A 17032-nucleotide genomic window follows, 5' to 3' on the forward strand; every position below is an offset into this window, starting at 1 on the left:
CCAACCACAAGCGCAATAAGGCTGGCGGATTTCTCCGCCAGCCTCACCATCTTCTTTTATAGAAGATTATTTGATTTCAGCCTTGGCACCGGCGTCAGTCAGTTGCTTCAGAATATCTTCGGCTTCAGCCTTGGCTACGCCTTCCTTGACAGTCTTAGGAGCGCCGTCTACCAGATCCTTGGCTTCTTTCAGGCCCAGACCGGTAATAGCACGAACAACCTTGATCACGTTAACTTTCTGATCGCCAGCAGCGTTCAGAACAACGTCAAACTCGGTCTTTTCTTCAGCAGCAGCAGCGCCACCAGCAGCCGGGCCAGCAACGGCAACAGCAGCAGCGGAAACGCCGAACTTTTCTTCGAACGCCTTAACAAGGTCGTTCAGTTCCATAACGGTCAGACCAGCAACGGCCTCGAGGATGTCTTCTTTGGTGATTGCCATGTGAAAATCTCCTGAATTCTATAAGAATCAAATAAGTTAAGCGGCTTCGGCTTGTTTCTCTGCGAGTGCGGCCGGGGCGCGGGCAAAGCCAGCCACCGGAGCCTGCATAACGTAGAGAAGCTTGGACAGCAGTTCTTCGCGGCTCGGGATGGAAGCCAGCTCAGCAACCTGAGCAGCAGTCAACACCGGCCGTTATAGGAACCACCTTTGACGATGATCTTATCGTCAGCCTTGGCAAATTGATGCAGCACCTTGGCAGCAGCAACCGGATCGGCGGAAATACCGTAAACGAGGGGGCCAACCATTTGGTCAGCCAGACCTTCGAATGCAGTACCAGCCACGGCGCGACGTACCAGCGTGTTCTTCAGAACGCGCAGATACACACCGTTCTCACGTGCTTGCGCACGGAGTTTGGTCATGCTGCTTACCTCGATGCCCCGATATTCAGCGATTACGAGCGTTTGGGCATCTACCAATTGGGCAGATACTTCGGCTACGACCGCCTTTTTATCTTCGATATTGAGACTCAAGGTCTATCTCCTAGACTGAAATGAAACGGAAAATCCGTTTCGCTTAGCAGCGGCGACCTTTTCAGGAGACATCATAAAGAGAGGGAATCTGGTGCTCATGGGCGGAATTGAACTGCCGACCTCTCCCTTACCAAGGGAGTGCTCTACCCCTGAGCTACATGAGCCCTGAAAATCTTCAGAAGCCTACTTTCGGGTACACCATCTGCGTAGGATGCTGAATTCAGCGATTAAGCCTTGCGGCACCTACGGTCTTTGACAATCTGGTGGGCACAAAGCCCACCAGCCCAAAGCCTTTGGCAGGATTCAACCCGCCAGACCACACGTCAAATCAAGCAACGGTGGTGGTATCGATGCGAACGCCTACACCCATGGTGCTGGATACAGCGATCTTTTTCAGGTACTGGCCCTTGGATGCAACCGGCTTGGCTTTTACCAAAGCATCAACCAGTGCAGTCAGGTTTTCACGCAGCGCTTCGGCTTCGAAAGAAGCACGACCGATCGTGGCATGAACGATACCAGCCTTGTCAGTACGGTACTGCACCTGACCAGCCTTGGCGTTTTTCACAGCCTCAGCCACGTTCGGGGTTACAGTACCAACTTTCGGGTTCGGCATCAGGCCACGCGGACCAAGAATCTGACCCAGTTGACCAACAACACGCATCGCATCCGGAGAAGCGATTACCACGTCGAAGTTCAGGTTACCGGCCTTGACTTCAGCAGCCGGTCGTCGAAACCGACAACATCAGCGCCAGCAGCCTTGGCAGCTTCAGCATTTGCACCTTGTGCAAATACGGCAACACGTACCGACTTGCCAGTACCACGCGGCAACACTACGGAACCACGTACAACCTGGTCGGATTTACGCGGATCCACACCCAGATTAACAGCCACGTCAACGGACTCGTCAAACTTGGCGGTAGCAGCACCTTTTACCAGCGCCAGAGCTTCATCCACAGCGTACAGCTTGTTGCTGTCAACCGAAGCCTTCAGCGCTTTGATACGTTTGGAAACCTTAGCCATTTACACGCCCTCCACATCAAGACCCATGGAGCGGGCAGAACCGGCGATGGTACGTACCGCTGCATCCAGATCAGCAGCCGTCAGATCGGGCTGCTTGGTCTTGGCAATCTCTTCCAGCTGGGCACGGGTAACCTTGCCCACTTTCTGAGTATTGGCACGCGGGCTACCGCTCTTGATCCCAGCAGCCTTCTTCAACAGAATGGATGCTTAAGCGGGGTCTTCATCACAAAAGTGAAGGACTTGTCCGCATAAGCAGTAATCACAACAGGAATCGGCAGGCCCGGCTCAACACCTTGAGTCTGAGCGTTGAACGCCTTGCAGAATTCCATGATATTCAGACCACGCTGACCAAGAGCCGGACCGATCGGGGGAGATGGGTTAGCCTTACCAGCGGGCACTTGCAGCTTGATATAGCCGACAATTTTTTTTGCCACGATTAAACTCCTAAAACGGGTATAGCGCGAGCGGGCGCTCGCTTCCCAGACGAAAGCGCAATATTGTATACGCCTTCAACCACAAAGCCAAGTAGAAATAACTGCTTACAGTTTTTCTACCTGACTGAAATCCAGTTCTACCGGGGTATCGCGACCAAAGATCTGCACCGAGACACGCAACTTGTTGCGCTCGTAATTGACCTCATCGACACTACCGTTGAAATCATTGAACGGACCATCAATGACACGTACTTTTTCACCCACTTCGAACAGCACTTTAGGTTTCGGCTTCTCAACGCCTTCCTGAATCTGCTGCATGATGGCATCGACTTCCTTCTTGGAAATCGGCGCCGGGCGGTTGGCGGTCCCACCGACAAATCCGGTTACCTTCGGTGTACTTTTCACCAAGTGCCAAGTATCGTCGGTCATTTCCATTTCCACCAGCACGTAGCCGGGGAAGAATTTACGCTCGGTAATTGAACGACGGCCATTCTTGATGTCCACCACTTCTTCTACCGGCACCAGAACCTGACCGAACAAATCGGCAACTTCAGAACGGTCGATGCGCTCACGCAGCGCCTTTTGCACGCTCTTCTCAAATCCCGAATAGGCGTGAACCACATACCAGCGCTTTGCCATTATCTACCTCGACCGAGAATCACATCATAAAACAACCAGGAGAGACTCGAATCTACGCCCCACATGAACAGGGCCAAGACGAAGACAAACACAAAGACCATACCGGTCATCTGCAACGCCTCTTTCCGGTTGGCCAAACCACTTTGCGAGCTTCCGCCACTGACTCGTGCGCATAACCCACAAACGACTTGCCGGGCACGGACAGCCATACCACGCCAGCAGCCAAGGCCACTGAAACGATAAAGGCCAACGCGCGCAGCAACCCTTGCGTATCGGGAATCAGGTAAAAACCGACGATGCTTAAGCCACCACGATAAGGCCAGCCAGAGCCAGCTTGATTTTGTCTTGCAATTCCATGCGGGATATTCTCAGCGCGTATGCGACAAAGACCAACCGGCGCTTGCGCGCCGGTTAGTCTTACTTGGCAGGCCGGGAGGGTCTCGAACCCCCAACCCTCGGTTTTGGAGACCGATACTCTACCAATTGAGCTACTGGCCTATAACCGATTATCGATTACTCGATGATCTTAGCAACAACACCGGCACCAACGGTACGGCCACCTTCGCGAATTGCGAAGCGCAGACCTTCTTCCATGGCGATCGGGGCAATCAGTTCTACGGTGATGGCTACGTTGTCACCCGGCATTACCATTTCCACGCCTTCGGCCAGCGATACGGCACCGGTCACGTCCGTGGTACGGAAGTAGAACTGCGGGCGGTAGTTGGCGAAGAACGGGGTGTGACGACCGCCTTCATCTTTGGACAGAACGTAAACTTCGGCACCGAACTTGGTGTGCGGGGTGATGGAACCCGGCTTGGCCAGTACTTGACCACGTTCTACGTCTTCACGCTTGGTACCACGCAGCAGTACGCCTACGTTGTCACCGGCTTGACCTTGATCCAGCAGTTTGCGGAACATTTCCACGCCCGTGCAGGTGGTCTTGCTGGTCGGCTTGATACCAACGATTTCGATTTCTTCACCGACTTTTACTACGCCGCGTTCTACACGACCGGTCACTACGGTACCGCGACCAGAGATGGAGAATACGTCTTCGATCGGCAGCAGGAACGGCTTGTCGATGGCACGTTCCGGGGTCGGGATGTAGGAATCCAGAGCATCAGCCAGACGGAAGATGGCCGGTTCGCCGATGTCGGATTGGTCGCCTTCCAGCGCTTTCAGGGCAGAACCCTTGATCAGCGGCAGGTCGTCGCCCGGGAAGTCGTAGGAAGACAACAGATCGCGGACTTCCATTTCCACCAGTTCCAGCAGCTCTTCGTCATCAACCATGTCGCACTTGTTCAGGAACACGATGATGTACGGTACGCCAACCTGGCGAGCCAGCAGGATGTGTTCGCGGGTTTGCGGCATCGGGCCGTCAGCAGCGGACACTACCAAGATAGCGCCGTCCATCTGGGCAGCACCGGTAATCATGTTCTTAACGTAGTCGGCGTGACCCGGGCAGTCTACGTGAGCGTAGTGGCGGGTTTCGGTTTCGTATTCTACGTGAGCGGTATTAATGGTAATACCACGAGCCTTTTCTTCCGGCGCGCTGTCGATCTGGGAGTAATCTTTGGCTTCGCCACCGAATTTCTTCGACAGAATGGTGGTGATTGCAGCGGTCAGCGTGGTTTTACCATGGTCAACGTGACCGATGGTGCCGACGTTTACGTGCGGTTTTGTCCGCTCGAACTTTTCCTTAGCCATGGCAAATTTCCTGAAATCCGAAATAAAAGTAAGCGATGGTGCCCATGGGCAGAATTGAACTGCCGACCTCTCCCTTACCAAGGGAGTGCTCTACCCCTGAGCTACATGGGCCCTAAACTGGCAAAAACGCTTGGAGCGGGTGAAGGGAATCGAACCCTCATCGTAAGCTTGGAAGGCTTCTGCTCTACCATTGAGCTACACCCGCCCATCACGACCACGGACGACCTAAACATCACGCCGCCAAGACGCCTAAAAGTATTCTGGTGGAGGGAGAAGGATTCGAACCTTCGAAGGCAGAGCCGTCAGATTTACAGTCTGATCCCTTTGACCGCTCGGGAATCCCTCCTGAAAGAGACCCGAATATTATAGAAGCCCCCCAACTCCGTCAACACTTTCTGCTAAAAAATTTCAGTTTTTTCATTAGCGCCAAAACCAACGCCCCGTCGGCACGAGGCTCTGACGGGGCGTTGGTTTTATACATCAATGACTTAGCCGAATCAGGCCTTGCCGGAGATGACCAGATACTTCTGGTACAGCTCATCCTGGGTTTCCGGATGATTGGGATCCAGCGGGATGCAATCGACCGGACAGACTTGCTGGCATTGCGGTTCGTCGTAGTGACCAACGCACTGGGTACAGAGGTTGGGGTCGATCTGGTAGATTTCCTCACCCTGCGAAATGGCGTTGTTCGGACATTCCGGTTCACACACGTCGCAATTGATGCACTCGTCGGTAATCATCAAAGACATAGTAATTTCCTCAAGTATTCACAGTATGGATTCTGGCATTCGCCCGGTGGGGTCGCAAGTCCACCCCGTTATATTGTTATGCTGGCTGCTCGCCCGTCGGTGGCAACGCTTGATCTGGTTCGCCGGGCGTCAACAAGCCGTAGCGCACCACTCCGGCCTTGTCGTGCCGTAACACATCCCAGCCAGAAATCGGCAGGCCAATGACGGGTCTCTATATATAGATAACCGTTTTCGGCCAACCGGGTTTTGATCAAGGGCAGAACTTGCTCAAGCAAGTTGGAATCGTAGGGCGGATCAAGGAAGATCACGTCGAACGTTTCGCGGCTACTCTTTAGATACATCAGCGCATCCATCGGCACGATGTCAATGTGGTTGGCGCCCAGCACTTGCCGATTGGCTTTGAGCGCTTCTTGCACGGCTCGTGATTTTTCCACCATCACCACCCGGCGTGCCTGACGCGAGGCCGCTTCAAAGCCGAGTGCACCGCCTTTAAGCAAACAGGTCGAGGCAGGTTTTGCCGTTCAGTTGCTGCCCCAACCAGTTAAACAGGGTTTCGCGCACCCGGTCCGGCGTTGGGCGCAGCCCTTCGGAATCAGGGAACGGCAAGGTGCGGCGACGGTAGTCACCACCGATGATGCGGATCTTGTTACGGGTCTGGCTCATGGGTAACGGCTAAAAAAACAAGGCGCAGAGTTTACCCCGTTACGGAGTTCTGCGCCTTATGTTGTTGCAATCAGGGGCTTACTGTGTGGCGCCCACCACGACGGTATGCAGCGCCGCCGGATTGACACGCCGCTGCCGGGCTTCGTGCACTTGCTGCACGGTGACACTTTTGACCTGGCGAACGTAATCATCCAGATAGGTTAATGGCAGCTGATATTGGCCGATCAAGGCCAGATAGCTTAGCAGCTTGCGGTTGCTATCAAAACGTAGCGGGAAACTACCAATGATATTGGCCTTGGCCTGTTCCAGCTCTGCCGCCGTCGGGCCATCCTGCACATAGTGTTGCAGTGTTTGCCGCACCACCTGCAACGCCTGAGCGGCCTGTTCGTTGCGCGTCGACAGGCTGATGGTAAACGGCCCGGCCTGCTGCAACGGCTCAAACTCGCTGCTGACGCCATAGGTCAGCCCGCGCTGATCACGCACCTCCTTCATCAGGCGCGAATCAAACCCGCCACCACCCAGAATGTAGTTGCCGACCACCAGCGGGAAATAATCCGGATCATCACGCTTGAGCACCGCCATGCCGACAGCGATGTGGGTCTGACTACCGGCATGACGCAGGTGTAGTTCTTTTTCGGTTTGCGCCAACGGCACGGCCGGTATGGCTTGTGGCGCACGACCATTGGCTTAAACAGGCCAGCCAGCAGTTGTTCGGCCAACCTTTGCGCCTGTTCACGGCTGACATCGCCCACGATCGACACCACAGCACGCTGCGGCTGGTAGTGCTGACGCCAGAAAGTGACCAGATCAGCCCGGCTGATGGACTGCAAACTGGTTTCGCTCAAGCGGGCATCGTTGCCATAAGGATGGGTAGGATACACCAGCCGCGACAGCGTGCGCTCGGCCAGAAACTCGGCCTTGGTTTCCTGCTGTTTGAGCATTTCGATGCTGCGCTGCTTCTCGCGCTGCAGGACGGCAGTCGGAAATGTTGGTGTGCTGAGCATTTCGGCGGCCACCGCCAGCGCCGGTTGCAGCAGCGCCGGTTCGGTCAAGCTGCGCAAGCGCAAACCGGCGGATTCGTCCTGAGCATAGGTGCTGAACTGCGCGCCGAGATCGGCCAACTGGCCGCGCAATTGTTCCTCATCATGCCGCCGTGTACCGGCATCCAGCAGATCGGCCGTCAGTTCACTGACGCCCGGCTTGGCCAGTGTATCGCGGCGCGTACCGGCATCGAAATCGACCTGCACATCCACCATCGGGTTGGCATGGGATTCGACAAACATCACGGTCGCTCCTTGTGCCGTTTGCCAACGCTGCAACGCCACCGCTGCCTGAGTAACGCCGGATACGCACAGCAACAACAGCAGGCCGCCCAGCGACCAACGACCAGAAAACTTAACGCACATAACTATCGCCCTTGAGAGCCGCGCCCTGCGACAAGGTGGTGGGTTGAGGATCGAGCGTGACCACGGTGAGCGAGTCGTCGATCAATTGCCGCGCCGCTTGCTGCACTTCGCGCGAGCTGACCTTGGCCAGATTGGCATCCATCACCGCATCATCGCGCCGGAAAACCCCAGCGACTCGAGCGAGCCGATCTGCATCGCCTGCGCAAACATCGAGTCCTGCTCATACACTTTGTCCGCCTGCAACTGACGTCGCACGCGCTGCAGCTCCTCGGCACTGACACCATCACGGGCAATCCGTGCGATTTCCGGCGAATGGCAGTCTCCAGCTGACGGACGGTCTTGCCCTGCCTTAAGCGCCGCCGAAATCACAAACAGCGCGCCGCCACGACTGAGCGGGCTATAGTTGGCCGAAACCGCCTGCGCCACCTGTTGTTCGCGTACCAGCACACGCGACAAGCGTGACGCTTCCTGACCATCGAGAATCGCCGCCAGCATGGTATAGGCGTACGGTAGCGGCTCATTCACCTGCTGCAAGCGAGGCGCTTTCCACGCCATGGCCAGATACGGCAAACGCGATGGTGCCTTGACGCGCAGCCGACGTTCGCCGGTTTGTGTCGGCTCTTGTTGCGGACGGCGTTCTGGCACGGCCACCTTGGGCAAGGCGCCAAACTGGCGGCGCGCCTCGGCAATCACCGCCTGCGGATCGACATCGCCCACCACCACCAGCGTGGCGTTATTCGGCGCGTACCAGTGGCGGTACCACTGGCGCAAGTCATCCGGCTGCATGTGCTGCAGATCATCCATCCAGCCGATGACCGGATAACGCACCGGGTCGGCAACAAAGGCCGAGGCATATAAGGATTCCATCAATACCCCGGTAGGCTGGTCATCTGTACGCCAGCGCCGCTCCTCCTTGACCACCTCCAGCTCGCTCTTGAAGGCATCATTGGCAAAGTTGAGATGCGCCATGCGATCCGCCTCCAGCTTCAGTGCCAGCGGTAGGGAACCGGCGGCCAGTTGCTGGAAGTACACGGTGTAATCACGGCTGGTAAACGCGTTGTCCTTGCCACCCGCCTGCGCGATCAGGCGCGAGAATTCGCCCCGCTTGCACCTGTGCGGTGCCCTTGAACATCATGTGTTCCAGCAGGTGCGACAAACCGGTACGGCCATTGACCTCGTCCACGCTGCCGACCCGGTACCACAACTGCGAAACAGCCACAGGCACACGGCTATCCTGCTTGACGATAACCTTCATGCCATTGTCCAGCACGGCCTCCATCGGCTGCGCCCAAAGGTTGGCCGAAAGTGGCAGAAACAGCATGCCAAGCACCTTTGCCACAGTCTTTAACACCATCGATTCTGTCCTGTTGGAGATTTGAGGATACAATTTGGTCATTTAATGTTCTGTTGACCACGCCTACGCATGTTTAGTTTCTTCAAGAAAAAGACTCAACCGACGGAAACCCCGACGGTGGAAGCCCGCCAGGACGACTCCGCGGCCATCAACCCCTCCGCCGAGAGCGCGCCGCTGACGCCGCCGGAAACCAGCACGCCCCCCGCCACGGCCAGCCACAGCGTCGCCGCCACTGAAGCGCCGCCCGCCAAGAAAGCCAGCTGGACCGAACGCCTCAAGGCGGGCCTAGCCAAAACCCGCGACAAACTGGGTAAATCGCTGGCCGGGCTGTTTGGTGGTGGCAAGATTGACGAAGATCTGTACGAAGAGCTGGAAACCGTACTGCTCACCGCCGACATGGGTGTAGACGCCACCGTACACCTGCTCAAGGATGTGCGCGAGCGCGTTTCGCTCAAAGGCCTGAAAGATGCCTCCGAACTCAAGGGTGCGCTGAAGGATTCGCTCAGCGAACTGATCTCGCCACTGGAAAAACCGCTGGACATCTCCGGCAAGCGTCCGTTTGTCATCATGATGGCGGGCGTCAACGGCGCTTAAGCAAGACCACCAGCATCGGCAAACTGGCCAAATATTTCCAAAGCCGGGGTAAATCGGTACTGCTGGCGGCTGGAGATACCTTCCGCGCGGCGGCACGTGAACAGCTGATCGCCCGGGGCGAGCGCAACAACGTTACCGTCATCGCCCAGCAGGGCGGCGATTCGGCCGCCGTGTGTTATGACGCCATTCAGGCCGCCATCGCCCGCGATATCGACATCGTACTGGCCGACACCGCCGGTCGTCTGCCCACCCAGTTGCACCTGATGGAAGAAATCAAGAAGGTGAAACGGGTGATCCAGAAAGCGTTGCCGGAAGCACCGCATGAAGTGGTGCTGGTGCTGGATGCCAACATTGGCCAGAACGCCATCAATCAGGTAAAAGTGTTTGATGACGCCCTCGGCCTGACCGGCCTGATCCTCACCAAGCTGGACGGCACCGCCAAGGGCGGCGTGATTGCCGCCATCGCCAAACAACGGCCGGTACCGTTGCGCTTTATCGGCGTGGGCGAAGGCATCGACGACCTGCGGCCGTTCAACGCCAACGACTATATCGACGCCCTGTTCGACTAACCGCACCGGGTTGGCCGCAGCTTTTCGGCCAACCCGTTTTACTCGCTGAGACACTCCACGGGACACCCACGGCATGATCCAGTTTGATCAGGTAACCAAACGCTATCCGGGCGGCAATGAAGCGCTGAAAAACCTGTCATTTAGCATTGAAACCGGCGAAATGGTGTTTCTGGCTTAAGCCACTCCGGAGTTAAGCAAGTCCACGCTGCTCAAGCTGTTGGCTTAGGCATCGAACGCGCCAGCAGCGGCAGCGTTATCGTCAACGGGCACAACCTGTCCAAACTGCGCGCCAGCCAGATCCCGTACGTACGCCAGCATATCGGCATGGTGTTTCAGGACCACAAGATCCTGTTTGACCGCAACGTGTTCGATAACGTCATGCTGCCGCTCGACATCATCGGCTTCGACCGCCGCGATGCCGCCAAGCGGGTGCGGGCCGCGCTCGACAAGGTTGGACTGCTGACCAAGGAAAAGACCATGCCGGTACGGCTATCCGGTGGCGAACAGCAACGCCTGTGCATTGCCCGCGCCGTGGTCCACCGCCCCAGCCTGCTGTTGGCCGACGAGCCTTCGGCCAACCTCGACCGGGCCTACGCGCTCGACATCATGGAACTGTTCAAATCCTTCCATCAGGTAGGCGTCACCGTGCTGATTTCCGCGCATGATGAAACCCTGATGGAAGACTACGGCCGCCGCATCATCCGGTTGAAGGAAGGACAATTCGCCGCATGAAACACTTTTTCTATCTGCACTGGCAAAGCGCCCGCAGCGCGCTGAACAAAATCCTGCGCCAACCGTTTGCCAGCCTGCTCACACTGCTGATGCTGTCGGTGGCGCTGGCGCTGCCGCTGTCCTTATATATTACCGTCACCAGCGTGCAGGCCGGGTGGGTAAACTCACCGCCACGCCGCAAATCACCCTGTTCATGGAACAGTCGGCGGAAGAGGCCGATCTGGCGGCCGTCAACAGCACCCTGCGCAAGCATCCCAAGATCAAGAGTTACAGTTTCATCGGCAAGAATCAGGCTCTGTCCGATCTGGAAAAACGCAACGGCTTGTCCGGCCTGACCGAAGGGCTGGAAGGCAATCCGTTACCGGATGCCTTTGTCGTGACGCCCAAAGCGCTGGAGCCCCGCGAACTGGAAATGCTGCAAAAAGAACTGTCTGGCCTGCCGATGGTGGAAACCGCCCAGTTTGATGCCAACTGGGCCAAGCGCCTGTACGCCATGGTCGACTTGGGCAAGAAACTCACCTGGTTCCTCGCCGTGGCGCTGGGCATTGCTCTGGTTCTGGTGACTCATAACGCCATCCGCATGCAGATTCTGGCACGGCGTGAAGAAATCGAAGTGGCCAAACTGATTGGTGCACCGGACAGCTTTATTCGCCGCCCGTTCATGTACCATGCGCTATGGCAAGGCACGCTGGCTGGCTTGGCCGCATGGGGGCTTACCAGCTGGCTGACCGCTTCGGCCAACCCGGCTATTGCTGATTTTGCCCGGCTTTATAATGAGCATGTGGAACTTCGTTCGCTGGAACCTATCGAACTACTGGTTGTGATAGCCATTTCTGCGCTATTAGCCATGACCGGCGCCCGCCGGCAGCAGATCACCATCTGCGTCAGATCGAACCGCATTAAGGCCCAACAGGCTATCGGGTCGATAGAAAAATACATTGGCGCCGGAATCTTTCCTTGCTGGCACTCTATTTATCCGAGTGCTAGGATGACACTACCTAAGGAGGTAGTAAGTACAATGACCACAGCCTTTGCTTTGCCCGTTCCGTCTTCGTGCGGCAGCCCTGGAACAATACACCCAGGCCGTCAACAGCATCCCCATGCTGACTGCCGAAGAAGAAAACGCGCTTGCCACGCAACTCCAGCGCGATAACGACTTGGAAGCCGCCCGCAAACTGGTGATGTCACATCTGCGTGTGGTTGTTTCCATTGCCCGCGGCTATGCCGGTTACGGCCTGCCGCAAGCCGACCTCATTCAGGAAGGCAATATTGGCCTGATGAAGGCCGTCAAACGTTTCGAACCGGATCGCGGTGTCCGCCTGTTCTCGTTTGCCGTGCACTGGATCAAGGCCGAAATGCACGAATTCATCCTGCGTAACTGGCGTCTGGTGCGCATTGCTACCACCAAGCCACAGCGCAAGCTGTTCTTCAATCTGCGCAGCATGAAGAGCGGGTTTGCCGCGCTTTCCGACAAGGAAGCACGTCAGATTGCCGACGATCTGGGCGTCAAGCCGGAAGAAGTGCGCGAAATGGAAACCCGCATGAGCGGGCAAGATGTCGCGCTGCTGGCCGATGACGGCGATGACGAAGGCTTTGCCCCCATCGACTGGCTGGCGGATTCGCACAGCGAGCCAACCAAGGCACTGGAACGCCGGGCGTTTGACCAGTTGCAAACCGAAGGCATCGAACACGCACTCTCCACTCTGGATGATCGTAGCCGCCGCATCATCGAAGCGCGCTGGCTGGCAGATGATGGCGGCTCTACCCTGCACGAACTGGCCGCCGAATTTGGCGTGTCGGCCGAACGTATCCGCCAGATTGAAGCCAAGGCACTGACCAAGATGAAGACCGCACTGAGCGAAGGCATGGCCGCCTGATCACGCCTTTGCCAGAGACTCCACCCATAAAAAACGCCCCGTAATTTACGGGGCATTTTTCGTACTATCCAACCACAGCGCATAGCTTATTCTGCGCTCTGATACTTGGTAGTACAGTTTGTCATATGTCTGCTGTGCAATGTCGCGTAGCGGCTGCCGAGCCGGTTCGTCCTCATCCAGGCTATCCAGAAACTGGCTGGCATAGGTAGGGAAAGAAGCCAGCGTGGTACGCAGCGTCTGCTCCGCCGCCTGACGTTGACCCGCAAAGGCTTGCAGCTGTGCCTGTTTCAGCATCACGTCCGGATAGGGACGGAACGCGGTCAGGCGCTGCTCCCATGCCAGCTTCTGCTGCACGTCGTGGCGGTCCACCACCAGATAATCGTCCAGCGTATTGAGCGCGTGGTATGCAAATAACGGCTGTTGCTGCACGATCTGCGCCAGGCGCGCCTGACGTTTGGCATCCTGCTGCACATTGCCGGTTTGCGAATACAAGCCCACCAATTCCCAGAACATACTGGTGCCAGACACCGACAACCAGCCAATTGCCAGCAACAGCGCCAGCAGCGGCAAACGTGCTTAAGCCATCCCAGCGACAAGCCACGCGAGGGCGCCAGCGCGACAAACACCACCAGCATGGCAAGGAAATACAGATACCACAGCGGGTATTCCAGCATGCTGTGTATCAGCGTTACGGCCGAGGCAACCCAACGGCAACAGGTATTCCGGTTCGGCCACTCCCCCGAAAAACGGCCACACCGCCCAGACAAAACCAGCGACCACCAGCAAGGTTACCGGTGCGCCCATTTCGGCCAACAATTGCAGGATCAGATTGTGCGCATTGGTAAACAACCCACTATTGAAGCGGCAGCAAACTGCGGCCACGGCTGCATGCGTACGCTTTCGGCAGCAAACTGCGACCAACCCACGCCGGTCAACGGATGCTCGCGGAACGCCAGCCGGGCCTTGTGCATTTCGGCAAAACGGCGCGACCCCATGTCATCGCTATTGGCCGCCAAGCGTGCCACACCCGACGCGGTATGCACATCGGTATGCATCAGCATCGAAACCAGTTGGTTGATCAACGGCAGCGCAAATTGCATCACCAGAATCGCCAGACAAGAAAGCCCCATCGCCCACAAGGCACGACGCGATTCAGGGCTGCGGCCACGCCAATGCCACAAACCAGCCAGCGCCACCAGCGCCACCAGATAGAGCAAGATGGTGCGCGACCCGGCCCAAGCCAGCATCAGCGACAACCAGACCACCAACACACCCAGCCAGAGCTTAGCCAAGTTTACCGATGGCAAACAGGTAAACACCCGCCACCACCGACCACATCAGGTAATGCGCATACTGATTGCGCTGGCCGATATGGCCAAAAATATTGCTGGTGGGATGGCTACCATCGTAAAACAGGCCCAGCGGCGCGGCCAGCCCGGTCAATTGCGCCAAACCGATCAGTGACTGGATCAGCCCGCCAACAATCAGCGCCCGAGCCAACCAGATACTGATGTCACGTTGGCCGAAGGCATCGCGCAAATTGACGGTCACGGCGGCCAATAAGGCCATGCCAAGCCATGCCAACGCCGTGGCATAACTCATCCCCGGAAACAGGGTAGTCACCCATTGCGGCTGCAGAGCCCACACCGCAGCCAAGGCCGGGCACCAGCCCGTGGCACGCGGCAGGCGTTGAAACAAACGACCATCTGGCAACAAAAACAAGGCCGCGACGAGCATCAGCCAGATCACATTGATCTCGCCGAAATACTGGGGCAGCGGCACAAAATGCACGCGTGAAGCAAAGGGAACAATCGCGATCAGGCATAAGGACAGCAGCGATACGCGCAAAGAGGTCTTGTGTAAGGACATATCCGGTCAATAACAGGCGTAAGAGCGGGCAGAATACCGCAACGCAAGGCAACAAAAAACCGGCCTTGCAAACAAGGCCGGTTACCAAATGTATGAAACCTTCAGAACAACGGTTGCCGCGTCACTGGTTTGGCCACCGTCATGACGGCCGCCACACGGCTTAAGCATCGGTATTAGCCCCGGCTTTCAAGTAGGCTTCGGCTGCTGTTTTGGCCAGTTCGGCCAGCGGTTGCACTTCCGGCTCAGGCCGACGCTGCAACATGGCATAGGTAACTGGCGCGGCATCCGGATAGGATGCCAGCAACAGAACGATGTTTTGCCGGGCTAGCGCAGGCTGACCATCCAGAGCCTGAATGACCGCCAGTTTGGTCAGGAGATTCGGGTAAGGCCGGTAAGCTGCCAGACGTTCGAAAATATCCTTTTTCAGCGCCAACTGATCTCGACTCGGGTCGAGATAGTTAGCCAGCACACCATCAGCTTCCATTGCCCATAAAGGGTTGCGGCCAATAGCGATGATCTTTTCCATCCTGCCCTTGTTTTCCCGGCATCATTGGTGGGCCCACTGTAATGCACCAGTGTCCAGAAATTGCCAATGCCAGTGAATACATAGGCAAGGCATGCCACACCAACCAGCAGCGACACCCCGCGCAAAAATCCGGGGCGCAAGTTCAAGGCATAGGATTTGGCGGGAGACAAACTGCAAATCAGCACCAAGGCCGTGAGAAATGGCAGATACCATAACGGGTATTCAAACATGGAATGCCCGAGAATCATCATGGCGATCGACACCAGCAACAGATTGTCTACCGTTTGCTCGCTCTTGCGGAAATACGGCCCCGTGCAGGCAATCAGGCCAATTACTACCACACTGGTTCCCACCAATCCGGTTTCGGCCAACAACTGGAAGATCAAATTATGCGATTGGGTGAAGAGCCAGCTCTCCGGTACTTTTGGCAAGCCAAGATATGCCTCCATCCACACACTTTGCGACCCGAAACCACCCAGCCCGACACCAAACCACGGGTTAGCCTTGAATACCTCCCAAGCCTTGGTCCACTCAATCCGCCGCCGTGCGCCAAAGCCAGCATCCATGATGCGGTCGGCACCACTATCCAGATGAATCGGCAAGCCCAAACGATTCAGCAGCCAGATCAGTTCGTGGTTAAACAGCTGAATCAACGCCACCAGGATGATGGCACACGCCACCGCCCGAGGCCATGCGCTGCACCGACTCATCCTGCTCGGAGCGACGCAGCCAGATCCAGGCCAAAGCACACAAGCCAAGACTATAAGCCAGCACCAACCGGGCTCCGGACCATGCCATCAATAAAGCCAGCAAAAATGCCGAAATCAGGAAAAAAGGTCGACGCAAGGAGTTTTTCGCGTACAGATAGCAGGCGGCTACCAAACCCCAACCAAGGAACTGGGCATACTGATTACGCTGGCCGATATTGCCCATGATGTTGCCAGCAGGATTACCACGGTCGTACACGAAAACATAATAACGATCCAACAATCGTGCCAAATCAAACGCTTGCAGCAAACCGAGTAGCACTTGCACCAGCGCCATGACCAATACTGTTATGGACAACACTGCCAGCAAATCGGAACGGAAAGACAGTGGGTGATTGGAAACGATGACTACCGAAAACCAGCACAAAACCAAGACAAGCAGAGCCAGCGTCAACGCATCAGCCCCACGTTGAGGAACAATCAAAGAAAAAAACAGGATAAATAAAGACAGCCCAGCACGAGGTAGACGCCAAGAATTCGGATTACCAATAAAAGCCAAAACCGTGAACAACCCAATAAGCAGCAAAGCCCCTGCATGGGTAAACCAGTCGGGCATCGGATAGGCTCTTGCCCAATTTAAAAATGGCAGACTAATCGCCAAGGACAAAAGAAGAGAAGATATAACGTTGATATTTATTTTCATAAGCCATAAAAAAGGCGCCATAGGCGCCTTTTTTATCCAGAAGATTAGCGGCAGTTGGAAGGCAGCCACTTAGCATCCATGCCACTACCAGCAGCACATTTCCAAGTAATAGAACCACTAGCAACCGTCGGAGTCATAACGACAGTAGCGCCACTAGCTACTTTATCATTATAAGTGATCGTAATAGTAGCAGCAGTATCACCGGTACTGACTGCAGTCACTTTCGTTACGGCATTGCCTTTAATATCTGTATCCGTGGAAAGACCATAAGTTGCATTAGATGCTGCAGACTTCGTTACACCATCAGAAGCAATCGCCTGCAACGTACCTTGAGAGGAATAATATTCGGTCATTGCTGTTTTTGCCGCAGCGGCCAAAGTCAAGCCTTCCGAAACATGGGCACGCTTGGTGTAGTCTTGATAGGCTGGAATAGCAATAGCCGCCAAGATACCGATAATTGCTACAACGATCATCAGCTCGATAAGCGTAAAACCCTGTTGCATTTTTTTCATGGAAAA

The 17032-nt window shown here is 56.1% G+C and carries 18 protein-coding genes, 5 tRNA genes and 8 pseudogenes; 4 read left to right on the forward strand and 27 right to left on the reverse strand.

Going from position 1 to position 17032, the window contains the following annotated elements; genetic code table 11:
* Window positions 1-66: 66 nt before the first annotated feature.
* The 19 genes and pseudogenes from rplL to GKE73_RS07525 form a co-directional block, all read right to left on the reverse strand.
* A complete protein-coding gene (gene rplL / locus GKE73_RS07435; RefSeq protein WP_230369611.1) occupies window positions 67-438 on the reverse strand; it encodes a 50S ribosomal protein L7/L12 in 372 nt (123 codons plus the stop codon).
* 36 nt (window positions 439-474) lie between these two features.
* Window positions 475-968 (reverse strand): annotated as a pseudogene (gene rplJ / locus GKE73_RS07440) (50S ribosomal protein L10).
* Between the two features lie 89 nt (window positions 969-1057).
* Window positions 1058-1132, reverse strand: a tRNA-Thr gene (locus tag GKE73_RS07445).
* Window positions 1133-1296: 164 nt separating this feature from the next.
* Window positions 1297-1988 (reverse strand): annotated as a pseudogene (gene rplA / locus GKE73_RS07450) (50S ribosomal protein L1).
* Window positions 1989-2422, reverse strand: a pseudogene (gene rplK / locus GKE73_RS07455) (50S ribosomal protein L11).
* 105 nt (window positions 2423-2527) lie between these two features.
* Complete coding sequence (gene nusG, locus GKE73_RS07460) at window positions 2528-3061, reverse strand: transcription termination/antitermination protein NusG (RefSeq protein WP_230369612.1); 534 nt, start codon at window positions 3059-3061, stop codon at window positions 2528-2530.
* Entirely contained in the window at window positions 3061-3270 is a 210-nt protein-coding gene (gene secE / locus GKE73_RS24645) for a preprotein translocase subunit SecE (protein ID WP_312854396.1), read from the reverse strand. The genes nusG and secE overlap by 1 nt, the downstream gene beginning before the upstream one ends.
* A gap of 213 nt (window positions 3271-3483) precedes the next feature.
* A tRNA-Trp gene (locus tag GKE73_RS07470) sits at window positions 3484-3559 on the reverse strand.
* 15 nt (window positions 3560-3574) lie between these two features.
* Complete coding sequence (tuf, locus tag GKE73_RS07475) at window positions 3575-4765, reverse strand: elongation factor Tu (RefSeq protein WP_230369607.1); 1191 nt, start codon at window positions 4763-4765, stop codon at window positions 3575-3577.
* 36 nt (window positions 4766-4801) lie between these two features.
* A tRNA-Thr gene (locus GKE73_RS07480) sits at window positions 4802-4876 on the reverse strand.
* 20 nt (window positions 4877-4896) lie between these two features.
* Window positions 4897-4970, reverse strand: a tRNA-Gly gene (locus GKE73_RS07485).
* Between the two features lie 56 nt (window positions 4971-5026).
* Window positions 5027-5111, reverse strand: a tRNA-Tyr gene (locus GKE73_RS07490).
* A 151-nt stretch (window positions 5112-5262) separates the two neighbouring features.
* Window positions 5263-5514: a YfhL family 4Fe-4S dicluster ferredoxin gene (locus GKE73_RS07495; RefSeq protein ID WP_230369613.1), complete on the reverse strand. Its 252-nt coding sequence runs from the start codon at window positions 5512-5514 to the stop codon at window positions 5263-5265.
* Window positions 5515-5582: 68 nt separating this feature from the next.
* Complete coding sequence (locus tag GKE73_RS07500; RefSeq protein ID WP_280954821.1) at window positions 5583-6011, reverse strand: RsmD family RNA methyltransferase; 429 nt, start codon at window positions 6009-6011, stop codon at window positions 5583-5585.
* Complete coding sequence (locus GKE73_RS22905; RefSeq protein WP_280954822.1) at window positions 6004-6177, reverse strand: RsmD family RNA methyltransferase; 174 nt, start codon at window positions 6175-6177, stop codon at window positions 6004-6006. Before GKE73_RS22905 ends, GKE73_RS07500 begins: the two co-directional genes overlap by 8 nt.
* A gap of 78 nt (window positions 6178-6255) precedes the next feature.
* Window positions 6256-7583 (reverse strand): annotated as a pseudogene (locus GKE73_RS24650) (M16 family metallopeptidase).
* The gene (locus GKE73_RS07515) at window positions 7573-7725 is read right to left on the reverse strand and encodes a hypothetical protein (RefSeq protein WP_230369615.1); all 153 of its coding nucleotides are present in this window, start codon (window positions 7723-7725) and stop codon (window positions 7573-7575) included. The pseudogene GKE73_RS24650 and the gene GKE73_RS07515 overlap by 11 nt, the downstream one beginning before the upstream one ends.
* Entirely contained in the window at window positions 7725-8615 is an 891-nt protein-coding gene (locus GKE73_RS07520) for a M16 family metallopeptidase (RefSeq protein WP_376767296.1), read from the reverse strand. The genes GKE73_RS07515 and GKE73_RS07520 overlap by 1 nt, the downstream gene beginning before the upstream one ends.
* 7 nt (window positions 8616-8622) lie before the next feature.
* On the reverse strand, window positions 8623-8937 hold the full coding sequence (locus GKE73_RS07525; RefSeq protein WP_230369616.1) for a M16 family metallopeptidase: 315 nt from the start codon (window positions 8935-8937) through the stop codon (window positions 8623-8625).
* Window positions 8938-9156: 219 nt separating this feature from the next.
* Here GKE73_RS07525 and ftsY point away from each other — a divergent pair.
* The 4 pseudogenes from ftsY to rpoH all read left to right on the forward strand — a co-directional run.
* Window positions 9157-10100: pseudogene (ftsY, locus tag GKE73_RS07530) on the forward strand (signal recognition particle-docking protein FtsY); the annotation flags it as partial.
* 73 nt (window positions 10101-10173) lie between these two features.
* Window positions 10174-10832: pseudogene (ftsE, locus tag GKE73_RS07535) on the forward strand (cell division ATP-binding protein FtsE).
* 193 nt (window positions 10833-11025) lie between these two features.
* Window positions 11026-11628 (forward strand): annotated as a pseudogene (locus tag GKE73_RS24655) (cell division protein FtsX); the annotation flags it as partial.
* A 222-nt stretch (window positions 11629-11850) separates the two neighbouring features.
* Window positions 11851-12709 (forward strand): annotated as a pseudogene (gene rpoH, locus GKE73_RS07545) (RNA polymerase sigma factor RpoH).
* A 45-nt stretch (window positions 12710-12754) separates the two neighbouring features.
* On the opposite strand, the gene GKE73_RS07550 reads toward rpoH, so the two are convergent.
* From GKE73_RS07550 to GKE73_RS07580, 8 genes are all read right to left on the reverse strand, one after another.
* Window positions 12755-13279: a Wzy polymerase domain-containing protein gene (locus GKE73_RS07550; RefSeq protein ID WP_280954823.1), complete on the reverse strand. Its 525-nt coding sequence runs from the start codon at window positions 13277-13279 to the stop codon at window positions 12755-12757.
* Window positions 13280-13285: 6 nt separating this feature from the next.
* Complete coding sequence (locus tag GKE73_RS26930) at window positions 13286-13558, reverse strand: hypothetical protein (protein ID WP_230371554.1); 273 nt, start codon at window positions 13556-13558, stop codon at window positions 13286-13288.
* On the reverse strand, window positions 13534-13974 hold the full coding sequence (locus GKE73_RS07560) for an O-antigen ligase family protein (protein WP_230371431.1): 441 nt from the start codon (window positions 13972-13974) through the stop codon (window positions 13534-13536). Before GKE73_RS07560 ends, GKE73_RS26930 begins: the two co-directional genes overlap by 25 nt.
* 19 nt (window positions 13975-13993) lie before the next feature.
* On the reverse strand, window positions 13994-14578 hold the full coding sequence (locus GKE73_RS07565; protein WP_230369617.1) for a pilin glycosylation ligase domain-containing protein: 585 nt from the start codon (window positions 14576-14578) through the stop codon (window positions 13994-13996).
* 160 nt (window positions 14579-14738) lie between these two features.
* Window positions 14739-15047 carry a hypothetical protein gene (locus GKE73_RS22910; protein WP_312854397.1) on the reverse strand — a complete coding sequence of 103 codons (309 nt, stop codon included), beginning with the start codon at window positions 15045-15047 and terminating at the stop codon, window positions 14739-14741.
* Window positions 15002-15763: a PglL family O-oligosaccharyltransferase gene (locus tag GKE73_RS22915; protein ID WP_312854398.1), complete on the reverse strand. Its 762-nt coding sequence runs from the start codon at window positions 15761-15763 to the stop codon at window positions 15002-15004. The genes GKE73_RS22910 and GKE73_RS22915 overlap by 46 nt, the downstream gene beginning before the upstream one ends.
* On the reverse strand, window positions 15741-16583 hold the full coding sequence (locus GKE73_RS24660) for a pilin glycosylation ligase domain-containing protein (protein WP_230369618.1): 843 nt from the start codon (window positions 16581-16583) through the stop codon (window positions 15741-15743). Before GKE73_RS24660 ends, GKE73_RS22915 begins: the two co-directional genes overlap by 23 nt.
* A complete protein-coding gene (locus GKE73_RS07580; protein ID WP_230369619.1) occupies window positions 16559-17026 on the reverse strand; it encodes a pilin in 468 nt (155 codons plus the stop codon). Before GKE73_RS07580 ends, GKE73_RS24660 begins: the two co-directional genes overlap by 25 nt.
* Window positions 17027-17032: the final 6 nt, after the last annotated feature.

Origin of the sequence: Paludibacterium denitrificans (assembly GCF_009707705.1) — a bacterium.
GTDB classification, from domain to species: domain Bacteria; phylum Pseudomonadota; class Gammaproteobacteria; order Burkholderiales; family Chromobacteriaceae; genus Paludibacterium_A; species Paludibacterium_A denitrificans.

Coding starts and splice junctions, on each gene's coding strand:
- rplL (WP_230369611.1), bottom strand. CDS start 438: ATGGCAATCACCAAAGAAGACATCCTCGAGGCCGTTGCTGGTCTGACC.
- nusG (WP_230369612.1), bottom strand. CDS start 3,061: ATGGCAAAGCGCTGGTATGTGGTTCACGCCTATTCGGGATTTGAGAAG.
- secE (WP_312854396.1), bottom strand. CDS start 3,270: ATGGCTGTCCGTGCCCGGCAAGTCGTTTGTGGGTTATGCGCACGAGTC.
- tuf (WP_230369607.1), bottom strand. CDS start 4,765: ATGGCTAAGGAAAAGTTCGAGCGGACAAAACCGCACGTAAACGTCGGC.
- GKE73_RS07495 (WP_230369613.1), bottom strand. CDS start 5,514: ATGTCTTTGATGATTACCGACGAGTGCATCAATTGCGACGTGTGTGAA.
- GKE73_RS22905 (WP_280954822.1), bottom strand. CDS start 6,177: ATGAGCCAGACCCGTAACAAGATCCGCATCATCGGTGGTGACTACCGT.
- GKE73_RS07515 (WP_230369615.1), bottom strand. CDS start 7,725: ATGGATGCCAATCTGGCCAAGGTCAGCTCGCGCGAAGTGCAGCAAGCG.
- GKE73_RS07525 (WP_230369616.1), bottom strand. CDS start 8,937: ATGGTGTTAAAGACTGTGGCAAAGGTGCTTGGCATGCTGTTTCTGCCA.
- GKE73_RS07565 (WP_230369617.1), bottom strand. CDS start 14,578: ATGTCCTTACACAAGACCTCTTTGCGCGTATCGCTGCTGTCCTTATGC.
- GKE73_RS07580 (WP_230369619.1), bottom strand. CDS start 17,026: ATGAAAAAAATGCAACAGGGTTTTACGCTTATCGAGCTGATGATCGTT.